Here is a 10,338-nt window from a genome sequence, read left to right as displayed (position 1 = left end):
TGCTAGTTCTCGCTGGCGTTTCATCGCCAAGCAAGTCGCCATGCCGAGCGCCACGACACCATGTGCTACCAACGTGAAGAATGCGAAGTGATGTCCTAAACAGAAAAGACCGGCAACCGTCCCATAGGCGGTCCACCACCATGCGTTCCCGGGCGATGGCTGCACAAGCTCGCCTTTTGCAACTTTTCGGCTTTGTCGCAGCGCTCGAAGCAACAGCCACGTGGCGCACAGTCCCGCCAGTTCCGCCAACGGATAGGGCCGTGCGATGCGGCTGTGCGTGATTTGCACCGCGTTTACGCTCATCAGCATTGCGGCCAATGCGGCGCCCCGCGAGGCGCGCGGATGAAATCGGCATGCTTCCTTCACGATGAAGTACATCACTGGGATGCAGATCAGTCCGGCCAAGATGCTCGGGGCGCGCAACGCCCAGGGGGCGTCGCCGAACATCGCCATCCACGCCTTGAGCATCACAAAGTGCAACGGCGGCAACGTATCGGCCCCCACGCGTTGCAGCATCTCCGTGAATGGCAGCCGGCAGACGCGCCAGGTAAATGATTCATCGGAGTAGAGGAAAACGAGGTCAATTTGCCAGAGGCGCGCGGCGATCCCGACGACCACCGCCGCGACACAGGCGCCGACGGCGATCTCACTTCTCAGGCGCGATGCGGTCGCGTTGCGCAGCGGTGACAACGGGCGCTCGCACAGGACTACAGGTGCTGCGATGCAAGTATTCATGAAGCGATTCGGCGGCGAAATGCCAGAAGTGCTACGATCGCGATCAGTGACGCGAAAACCGCCCATGGCATTCCAAAGTGTGGCAGGGCGGCATTCGGCGAGAGCGGCAGCAGCTCGCCAGCGTCATTCACAATGAAACGCGCGTCCTTCAAGAGATCGAACACGGGCGTGCCTGGCGGAAATCCGATGTCCAAATCCCCATCCGTCAGCGGCACATTTAGGGCAATTTCCGTAATCACGTTTTCCTTGACGCGTTCGACACGTCCGTCGACATCGAGTGAGACCAGCGTCCAGAACGCCGGAATCGCGCCGATGCCCTCGGCGTCCGTCCAGCCGACATCCGCCGCAAGTCGAATGGAGTCATCTTTTCGTCGTAACTCGAACTTCAACAGTTTCCCTGGTTTCGCTTCGGAAACCCAAAAGCGGCTGCCTTGCGGCGATGGCAGTCCTTGTTGCGCGACCTCATAGCATCTTCCCTCGGCGTCGTCCTTGCTTGCAATGCGTTCGATCGGCCCGCAGTCGGTCCAACTCGAAATGCGCGCGTCCAAAGGGGATAGCAGGATTCCCAGCGGCAAACAGTCCAAACTACTCAAATACGAAACTTCGTCGGCCGGACTAACGATGCCGGCATACGGATGAACGCCCGGGCCACTCGATGTCGTAAAGTATTTCACTTTGTCGAGTCCATACGCATAGGCGTGATGCGCGTCGATCGGCTGTTCAGAGCCGGCGTGCCACGTCTGCCCGCGTTGCTCCAGCCTCACGAATCCATCTTTATAGAGCAGTTCAAAATCCATCTTCGTGGTTGTGTCAACGGCTGGAAGCATGCCTGCGCCGTGGAGGTTCATCGTCCGAACGCCGTTGAGCGATCCCGCCATGTCAGTGCGCGTGAGAGTCCATTTGATGCGCGCGGTCTTGATCTTTGCCGCACGGTGCTTCCACGCCGCCTTCAAGTTCTCGACGTCCGGATCAATCGGTCGCGGCTTCCGCTTCCAGCCTTCGCGAGCCTCCTCTACTTTCTCGCGAAGCATTTCTTCTGGCGACTTCTCGAAGTACTGTGCCTGCGCGGACGAAATGTCTGACGCGAGCGCCAGTGCGAATAGCAAGAGCCTCCCGTGGCAATAGCGAGCGGACCAGATGTTCATGTAGCGCCTCACTGCGTGCGCAGCACCACTTGCAGCGGTGCTTCGAACTCGCCGACGCGCTCGCTCGTCGAGCGAATCTTGAACTGTACCAGTTGTACTACCAGGCCACGCGTCGCGGACACGCCACGGACTCTGAATTCGTGTTCGATCGCAGCCGCGCCGTTCGCAGTCGTTGGCTCGACTTCTATTACTTCCTCCGGATTGCCCACGCCAATCACTTTAAATGGCGTTCCAGTCCGTGATTTCAACCTTATTGTGCGAGTCTCGGGCGTCGCGCCGTCGGCTGAAAGATCGAGTCTCACGTGCGACGGTTCCAACTGCACGTCGGGCACGACACGGCCGACAACGCGTAATTCGAACGGCGGCAACGGCGTAGATTCCCTATTAATCCACTCGACTGACAGTCGGAAAACGTGATCGCCGACCGGCAACAACGGCTCGGGTACGAGCGTCACTTGAGTTGCGTCGCCGATGTGTGCACACTCCACGCGCGCGGGCGCTGACCGACTGGTGGGCGAAACCCGCAGTTCTTGTCCTTTTTGTCGCGGCTCGATTGAGAACTCGAGCGGCCGGAAGTCGCTGCCGGCCACGAGCGCCTCGGTGGCGAAACGTGGGTGCCGCGGCGACACGTTGAAGGGGGATTGAATCCTTCCGATGACCCGCCACGTTTCGCCGGGGGTCATGGCCTTGGCGTAGACCGGCCGCAGGTCGACGGCGAAGTCACGCTCCTCGCCGCTGAATTCGAATCCGTCGGCGCCGTGCAGATCGAGATTCAACTGCAGCCAACGGGTTTCGGATGGCGCGAGCGTGAACGCGTTCGGCGTAACGATGGTGCAACCGCAAGACCGCTCGAACGATGCGATTTCCACGGGATACGCCGATCGGTTCTCAACAGGGAGGCGATAGACGAAATCGTCCTGCACCAGCGCTGTGCCGAAGTTCAATCGCTCCGGCGGAATCTCCAGGCGGCCATGTTCCAGCGGCGCTACCAGGCGTGAATAGCCTAGCCGCAAGCCAATCGCCGCCAAAAGCACCCCTGTCACCGGCAACACGACTGTATGCAGTTTCATGGCGCGGATCTCCAGCGGCGCGCCTCAGCGAATATCGCCGCGGCGCATCGGTTAAATTCGGTTTCGGATCGACTCGCGATGCCCTACGTGGACGACGGCGGCGTGATATAGCACATGTAGCGCGGCACGTCGCCATATTGCGTGCGCGGGACGCAAGTCACGCACTCCTGGATCAAGCCGGGATTGATATTCGGGCAAGCGGTACCGCCGGGCCCCTCCCAGACTTCGCATTCTTGGGGATACATCGAGTGCTTCCAAATTCCATCTGTGACAGCGGAATAGTATTGATCGTGCGCCTGCGGCGGGTTGTAGATGATGCAGTCGTCGATATCGTCGGAGCCGCCACAGACATACGTGAAGTTGCGGCAGGCGATGATACAGCCGGCCGCTTCGCTACGTTCCGTGAGTAGCAACCCCGCGCCGCCGATGCCGCACATCACCGCTAAGGCCAAACAAATCGCGCGCCCCATCGTACATCTCCTCAAGTTGAAGAAAGGAAAACACTTCCAAGCCACACACCGCCTATGACTACCCGCTAGAACGGACTGCGACTCGTCATCCGCCGTGACCGCCACCACGACATGCCCGCCAGTAGCGCCGCTGCCAGCAATGAATAGCCGAGCCAACCATTGCCGCGCTGGCCGGCGGCTGCTTGTGCCATGCCCGCCGGCTGCAATTCGCCCTGTTCGTCGACCACATATTCTTTTTGCGCAATCATGTCGTGAAAACGCGCCCCGGCGGGGTAGGTAATGCGCCACTCCGACTCGGCGATCGGCGCGTTGAATTCACAGCGCGTGACGCGGCCGTCGTGGACCTGGCGTACTTTGCCGTCGTCGTCGAACGTCGTTACGAGCCAACGCGCCGGGGCCGGTCCGATGGCGGCGTTTTCTGACCACTCGATTTCTCCTTCAATCCATGCCGCGCCGCTCTGCTTGCGCACTTGAAAGCGGCGAATGATCTCAGGACGCGCCTGGTCGACCCACAGTAGGAGTAAGCCCTGTTGGCCAGCAAGGCAAATTTCTCCGGGCGACACGGGTTCGTTCGTCCGCGGCTCGAGCGGAGGCAGCGCGGTGGCGCCGAATTCCTTATTCAACGGCGCAATGAACAGTCCGATCGGCAGGACTTCGCCGGAGTGCAACAAGATGAACTCCGCTTGCGACATCAGCGTGCCATCGCGAGACGTTCCCGCCGGCATGCTCACTTCCAGGCGCTCGCCGTCGAAGACACGAATCTTCCGGTCGTGGTGCAGCGATCCCGTATCAGTGCGCCAGTATTCGCCATTCGATTCCAGTCGTAATTGCCGGCCGTCGAACACGAACCGGTGCTGGGCCTCGTGCGTCGTATCCTGAGCCGGAACCTCGCCGCCGGGACCGCCGTTTTTCGCCGCGAACTCGGTGAAGATGCCCTGCCGGTCCGTGGTGCGCAGCGTCCACTCAATCGTCGCAGTGTGAATGCGCGTAGCCCGCGCTTTCCAGGCGGAAACAACACGACGCACCACCACGTCTTCGTGCGATTGTCCGAAGGTTAGTTGCGGGGCGAAGAGTACCGCACCCACCCAAGAGATTAAGGGGCCCGAATGGCGTAGTAGCCGGGCTATTCGGCGCCATTGTTCGCGTCCCGCCTCAGCAGGCCGCGTGATGCTCAACAGCATTTTGGCGGCGCAGAACAAACTCACATTGAGCGCAGACCGCATGAAACGCCTCCCTGGGTTTCCTGAGGCTGAAAAGAATATTAGCTACTACTACGCATCCCAATTCAAACTGGTCCAACCGTCGAATTAAAAAAAGTCGAAAATCGGGCATATATTCCAGCGCTCGCTAAACTAGCCAACTCGCGGGACAATGTCAAGCAATTGGAAGGCCTTCCCGCCCCGGTTCCTGCACGAACCAAAGCCAGCCGACACCCAGCGTGCGCGTGATCCAGGCGAAGAAGAAGGTGCAGTGGTAGATGTTCCACGTGCCGACCAACGGCGTCAATTCGTAGTGCGTGATCAGTCGATCCAGCACATAGCCGCCAGTGATCGTGGCCAGCGCGTGGCAAGTGCCGGTCACTCCGAAGTAAGCGGCCACATACGGCGAGCACTCGCCGCGCGGGGCGAGCTGGAGCATCAAGCTCGGCAGGGCAAGCCTGACATTGGGCGATCCATGACCGTCGCCCGTTTCGGGGTTGGGCCTGACGATTGAGTATCCTCCACGGTATACACGATCCGGCACTTTCGGCCGTGTTTCTTAGGGCTTTTGTCCCAAGTGATCCGGGCTGACACCCCAAGATCAATCAGCAATTGACGCAGCTCCAAGGCGTCGAGTTGACGGCGATGCGTGGCCAATTCGGACGGCATCATGGCGTCGGCTTTGGCGGGATCGACCCGAATGGATTTGGTCCTGCCACGGGGATCATATTTCGGCACCCGGCCACGTTCGTCTCGGAACACAGAGCACGATTCGCCATCACGCTTAAACGTCAGTTGCTGGAATACCACGCTCGACGCACGAAGCCATTTCTCGGCGGCGGCTTGGTCATCATCCTGAGGCTTAGCTTGGAGCCGCTCACGTTCATTCGTCAGCCGCTCTAGTTCGTCCTGTAGATTCTGAATGCGATCGTTGAGGGCATGGAGCACAGTTTGGCTGGGGCTGTTCAGGGCCAACAGCTTGTCAGTCTGGCTCTTCAACTCATGACGGACTCGGTCCAACTCGTTTTCGACTTTCGTCAGCTTGCCAGGGTTGGGGCGTGGCTTAGTGTTCAGGTCGTCCAATTGCTTGACGGCATCGCCCAGCGTGGCCACCAGATTGTTGAGCAAGCCCGGCAACACGTCCGCCTCATAGACCATGCCGCCCTGGTCGCAATAGTGCCGCCCGTTGTAGTTCCGCTTGCACGTATACCCTGTGACGTCGCCAAACCGGATGGTCCGCATGGGACGGCCGCAATGTTGGCACACCAACAGCCCAGCCAAGCAACCCGATCGTTTACTCTTCTTGTCTCGATGGTTCCGACGTTTCGACAGCAGAGCCGTCAGACGTTTGGCCTGTGATTGGGATACGTAAGGTTCGTGGCAATCGGCCAGTGCGAATGCCTCACGATTCTTGGCGGCGACAGGCTCCCCATTCTGGCCAGCATCACGGGCACGTTGAGCCACTTCTTTGGGACCAGCTTTCGTGGCCCGACAATGTTTGCCTTGCCCAACGTCGCCCCACAGGAATGAGCCCTGGTAGTACGGATGCGTCAGGATTGTTTCGACGCCAGCGGCGTTCCAGTTGCGGTCTAAAGCGGACGGAATTCCTTGCGAGTTCAGGCGGCTGACGATCGTGCCAACGGGATGCCCCGCTAATGCCAGCCGGATGATGTCCTCTACGACGGCCTGCGTCTTAGGGTCTTTGACCGTGCGGCTATACATGTACCGCCCGACCTTGACCTTCTCCAAGCAATAGCCGTAGCGGGGACGACAACCGCCGTTGTATTTCATCAGGCGTGGCTGCCCGGACTCACTCCAACCAGGGGTCTTGGTTTGATCGGTGATGTTGTCGGCGACTTGAGAGGCCATGCCGTCGCAAACATTGAAGCTCAGCTTTTGGAGGTACTGGTGCGAGAACAGTGCCCGGAATTTGCGTGGCAGGTCATCCAGGGCCTTGGCGGGATTGCTGACCCGATGCTTTTCGGTTTCCCCGATGATCCACTGGACCCCGGCCATTCTCAGTGACCGTTGGAATTCCATTTCGGCGTCAGTGTCCAGACGGGAGACACGTTCATAATCTCGGACCACCAGCGTATCGACGTCATGCTCGGCACAGAAATCAATCAACCGCCGCAGGCCGTCACGGTTGGCGATGGAACCAGAAATTCCGTCGTCGCTGAATTCCCTCAACAGTTCTAGGCCATGCACTTTGACCGTCCGGGCAATCGACTTGCGTTGTGCCGCTGGCGATGCCTCCTGGTCGCTGGTGGACATCCGGACGTAGCCCACGGCTCGGCAAGGCGGTTTCTCTTGGCCGTCCTCAAACAGGTCCAATTCGTCAGCGTAGCGTGCCATCGTGACATTCTCCAAATTCTGGCTAGGCACCGGTAACAGTTGAGGCTTCGTCCCAAGGTTTCATCGTGGCGGGGTTCAAATCGTATTCCTTGCACCGGTCTCGGTAGCCGCTGGCATTTTCGATGGCCACCCAGTCGATGACGTCGTCTAAGTGACTGTCCATGTCCTGTGCGACGTCCAGCAGCTTGGTTAGCCGGGCTGACAGATTGCCCGTATCCGCCGTCACGATGCCAAGCGCACGGCGTGCATCGCTCACGGCACAAGCGTTGACGATGGTTTCCCCCTTCACGGGCCTGAGGAATACCCAGTGCGGCAGCAGGCTTCGCTGGCGTCGATGTGATTCGCCAATGGCCTTGAGGTGGCTTTCCAGTTCCGGGAATCCGTCGCTTTCGGCAGCATACGCCGCTTGGACATAGACAGTCGAAAGGATGCCGTGAAGGTGCCCCTGTACCACGTCCCGGTAGAGACGTTCGCCGGCGGCATCGGTAAAGTAGCCTCCGCAATCGACGTTGACGGTCGGCACCAACACCGCCCGGACGTCAACGGCTGGCATGTTCACTGCCGCCACGATACGGTCGAAGTCCCAGCCTGCGGCGTGGTAGAGTACCGCCCGGCTCGCCAGCATGTCCCACCATAGCGTGCACATTTTGGCCCGTGACTCTGCAGGCAATTCGTAGAACGGTTTGGCCTTTTCGTCGGCCGGTTTGATGGGCTTGGGTTCCGCCAGCATCTTGAGTGCCTCATCCAAATACGCAGTCGATTGCGTATTTGAGAGTTCATTCCAGTGGCTGGCAATCCGCATGTATCCTTGTGCCGTGCGGACTGAGAATTTGACATTTGCCTCCAGCCAGGGGAGCCAGGCACCATGGCCCGCAACGCCTTTGGCTTGGAGGAGCAAGTCCCCAACCATCCGGGCGTATGCCATCGTCGTCCGGGCGGAGTCGATGGCGTCCGCATGAGCCTGGTTGATTTGGCTTGCGAGGGTTTCGAGGCTGGTCGTCATTTTGTGGTTCATGGTTTCGCATCCTTGCTATTTTTTGTTCCGGGCTCGCGGCGGCGTGCCGCTGGCCACATTTCGGGGTTGTACGGATTTCACTTTTGCAAACTGAAATCCGTACCTCTCTCAGTCATCATCACCATCATCTAGATCGTTGTCGTAAGGCATCGACGGTGTTTCTGAATCGCCATCATCGACTGGCGGATGCCATTTCGCATTTTCGGCTGATCCCACTGACTTGATCCGCAGCTGCGTTCGTGCTCGATGAAGAGTGACAAAGCTAATGCCACGTTCCTCTGCTTGTTTCTTCATCTCCGAGGCCAGCCGAGGCCCGTCCTGCAGCTTTTCCAGCAAGAATTCCTGAGCCACTTCGATCGGTTTCTTGCGGCCGGCTTTGTCCGCCGCATTGACGGCCATTTCAGCGGTGATTTCGTCGACGAGTTCTCCCGTCCATTGGACAACCGGCGTGCTTTGTCTAGTGGCGATGCGGAAACTCAGACCCGCCGTCGCCGGTGCCAAGTTGTTCTTGAGTGGCAAGAGGAGTTGCAGGCCCTTGTCCGTCGGATGTTGCTCCACGACGTACACAGACCGAGCGACGGCCCCATATGCTGCGGAGCCTTGGATTCGCCCCAGCAGATTCGAGTTCGCTGCGTTGGACTTGTTGAAATGTGCGATCAGGACAAACGCACATTGCGGATACTTTTCCGCCAGCTGCTGAAGTTTTCCGAGCGAGTGTCGGACGGTGGAATGTGCCACGCCTCGCATGAAGGCCATGACAGGATCAATGATGACAATCGACGGATTGTCACACGCAGCAAGTTCAGCATCAAGTTGCTGAATATTGTCATCCAGGTTGGCGATACGAAGCCGCCGCACACGACTCAGGTCTCCGCCGGCGACTCGCACGCGGGGCTTCAGAGTGTCCTCTGCGTCATCTTCCATCGCCATCACGATGACGTCACCTGGTGGGCTTGCGATTTCCGAGCCAGGCAACGCCGTTCCAGTGCTCACAGCAGCTGCCAAGTAACACCAAAGCGTGGTCTTTCCGCCGCCAGGACGCCCGACCAGTATTGTGATTTTTCCTTTGGGAATTCGGTGTTGCCACAGCCATTCGATCGACCGCTCGACGATTGTCGAGTACGACTCGGAGTCCCCGCCATCGAACACTCGCTTGGTCCATTCCCTCTTGTTTGCCACGGCCTTTCTCCAAACTTGCGGCCCTTGAAAAGCGATGTGGCGTAGTATAACCTATAGTAATGGGCCGAGTCAATAACCACTGGTGATAATTTTTGGGGTGCATTACAATGAAAAAAGAAAAAGCTGTTGGTGTTAAGCACTCAACTGTGGTCGCCTGGTTAAAAGCTGAGACCGAAATCATGAGCCAATCTGAAATGGCCGATAAACTTTTTCTTGACGACGTTCGTGAACTGATGCGGCAGCGAATGGCCGAATTAAATCTGACGCAAACTTCGCTTGCCGAAAAAGTTGGTGTCAAGCAGTCGCTCTATTCGCAATTCTTTGCCGGAACGAAGCGGCTGGGGATCGAGGTTCTGGTGGCCACTTGCCGTGAATTGAACATCATCATCTTCGCCAGTCGCGTGGAAGGAAAAAACACTACAGCCAAGGTCGATAAAAAACGTGGCTAGATGAAGCCCGAGTGGGCGATGAGTTTTCGCAGAGGGACGCGACTCGGCGGAAAGTCGGATTCGCTGAGTGCGTTGGCTCTTGAATGTGGTGATCTCGGTTCCGCCGGCAACTCGGTCGCCTCGGTCAAATCACCTGCCAATTTGCCAGTGGTACATGTTGTTGGGCACTTGCACGCAAACGCCACTAGGGCATCACCGCCCATGGCCAGTCAATGCAATGCTCGGAAGGCATGGCAGGCCTCGCATCGACAACGTTATGAGTCGCCACAGCCATGCGGATGTTCGCGGCATCCATCGCCGCCAACGAAGCCGCAATTGACAAAAACCGACGCGGACTGGCTGTGTTCAATTCCTCTGACAGCTTTGCGACAATTGCCGCCCGCGTTTCACTCGGGACTGGCCAGTTTTGATTGATCGCCTGCCGCAGCAGGATTAGGTCCGAAAGCGAAAGGGACGCATCTCGCCCCCAACCCCCAGGACATCTGGGAGCGTTTGCGTTCGCCTCGGCTAATCGCCGTTCTCGTTTCCGCCTTCGCCGACTTGCCATTCTTTCTCTAATCAACTGTGCTGACGGGCGCTGTGCCGCTTCCAACGGGGGCGGCAAATGTCGTTTGCTGAACAACGGTGTAAACGGCGCTCGAAGAGTGCAGCGCTTGGCGGGTTACCGATGGTCGGTCGAAAAGTGTAGTGCTCATGTTCCCTTCCGCGGATTCGTGACCGA

At 58.6% G+C, this 10,338-nt stretch carries 10 protein-coding genes; 1 reads left to right on the top strand and 9 read right to left on the bottom strand.

Going from position 1 to position 10,338, the window contains the following annotated elements; genetic code table 11:
- The 9 genes from SGJ19_10995 to SGJ19_10955 form a co-directional block, all read right to left on the bottom strand.
- A partial coding sequence (locus SGJ19_10995; protein ID MDZ4780771.1) for a glycosyltransferase family 39 protein occupies window positions 1-735 on the bottom strand: 735 nt, incomplete at its 3' end.
- Window positions 732-1,880, bottom strand: coding sequence for a hypothetical protein (locus SGJ19_10990; GenBank protein MDZ4780770.1), 1,149 nt, complete (start codon window positions 1,878-1,880; stop codon window positions 732-734). The genes SGJ19_10995 and SGJ19_10990, both read right to left, overlap by 4 nt.
- Before the next feature lie 8 nt (window positions 1,881-1,888).
- Window positions 1,889-2,950: a hypothetical protein gene (locus SGJ19_10985; GenBank protein ID MDZ4780769.1), complete on the bottom strand. Its 1,062-nt coding sequence runs from the start codon at window positions 2,948-2,950 to the stop codon at window positions 1,889-1,891.
- Window positions 2,951-3,033: 83 nt separating this feature from the next.
- Entirely contained in the window at window positions 3,034-3,420 is a 387-nt protein-coding gene (locus SGJ19_10980; GenBank protein ID MDZ4780768.1) for a hypothetical protein, read from the bottom strand.
- Window positions 3,421-3,485: 65 nt separating this feature from the next.
- The gene (locus SGJ19_10975; protein MDZ4780767.1) at window positions 3,486-4,643 is read right to left on the bottom strand and encodes a hypothetical protein; all 1,158 of its coding nucleotides are present in this window, start codon (window positions 4,641-4,643) and stop codon (window positions 3,486-3,488) included.
- Window positions 4,644-4,794: 151 nt separating this feature from the next.
- Window positions 4,795-5,058 (bottom strand): hypothetical protein, encoded by a 264-nt coding sequence (locus SGJ19_10970; GenBank protein MDZ4780766.1) that lies wholly within the window; start codon window positions 5,056-5,058, stop codon window positions 4,795-4,797.
- Complete coding sequence (locus SGJ19_10965; protein MDZ4780765.1) at window positions 5,058-6,974, bottom strand: recombinase family protein; 1,917 nt, start codon at window positions 6,972-6,974, stop codon at window positions 5,058-5,060. Before SGJ19_10965 ends, SGJ19_10970 begins: the two co-directional genes overlap by 1 nt.
- 22 nt (window positions 6,975-6,996) lie before the next feature.
- The gene (locus SGJ19_10960; protein ID MDZ4780764.1) at window positions 6,997-7,989 is read right to left on the bottom strand and encodes a DUF3102 domain-containing protein; all 993 of its coding nucleotides are present in this window, start codon (window positions 7,987-7,989) and stop codon (window positions 6,997-6,999) included.
- Window positions 7,990-8,097: 108 nt separating this feature from the next.
- Window positions 8,098-9,138, bottom strand: a complete 1,041-nt coding sequence (locus SGJ19_10955; protein ID MDZ4780763.1) for an AAA family ATPase — start codon at window positions 9,136-9,138, stop codon at window positions 8,098-8,100.
- A gap of 137 nt (window positions 9,139-9,275) precedes the next feature.
- Between SGJ19_10955 and SGJ19_10950 the strand changes: the two genes are divergently transcribed.
- Window positions 9,276-9,617: a helix-turn-helix transcriptional regulator gene (locus SGJ19_10950; protein ID MDZ4780762.1), complete on the top strand. Its 342-nt coding sequence runs from the start codon at window positions 9,276-9,278 to the stop codon at window positions 9,615-9,617.
- The last annotated feature ends 721 nt before the right edge of the window (window positions 9,618-10,338 follow it).

Source organism: Planctomycetia bacterium, assembly GCA_034440135.1.
Taxonomy (GTDB): Bacteria; Planctomycetota; Planctomycetia; order Pirellulales; family JALHLM01; genus JALHLM01.
Note: the sequence above shows the minus strand (reverse complement) of the source record. Positions and strands in the feature narration are given on the sequence as shown.

What these genes read in the sequence shown, in the direction of transcription:
- SGJ19_10970 (MDZ4780766.1), bottom strand. Translation starts at nt 5,058, where the DNA reads ATGCTCCAGCTCGCCCCGCGCGGCGAGTGCTCGCCGTATGTGGCCGCT.
- SGJ19_10950 (MDZ4780762.1), top strand. Translation starts at nt 9,276, where the DNA reads ATGAAAAAAGAAAAAGCTGTTGGTGTTAAGCACTCAACTGTGGTCGCC.
- SGJ19_10965 (MDZ4780765.1), bottom strand. Translation starts at nt 6,974, where the DNA reads ATGGCACGCTACGCTGACGAATTGGACCTGTTTGAGGACGGCCAAGAG.
- SGJ19_10960 (MDZ4780764.1), bottom strand. Translation starts at nt 7,989, where the DNA reads ATGAACCACAAAATGACGACCAGCCTCGAAACCCTCGCAAGCCAAATC.
- SGJ19_10990 (MDZ4780770.1), bottom strand. Translation starts at nt 1,880, where the DNA reads ATGAACATCTGGTCCGCTCGCTATTGCCACGGGAGGCTCTTGCTATTC.
- SGJ19_10975 (MDZ4780767.1), bottom strand. Translation starts at nt 4,643, where the DNA reads ATGCGGTCTGCGCTCAATGTGAGTTTGTTCTGCGCCGCCAAAATGCTG.
- SGJ19_10985 (MDZ4780769.1), bottom strand. Translation starts at nt 2,950, where the DNA reads ATGAAACTGCATACAGTCGTGTTGCCGGTGACAGGGGTGCTTTTGGCG.
- SGJ19_10980 (MDZ4780768.1), bottom strand. Translation starts at nt 3,420, where the DNA reads ATGGGGCGCGCGATTTGTTTGGCCTTAGCGGTGATGTGCGGCATCGGC.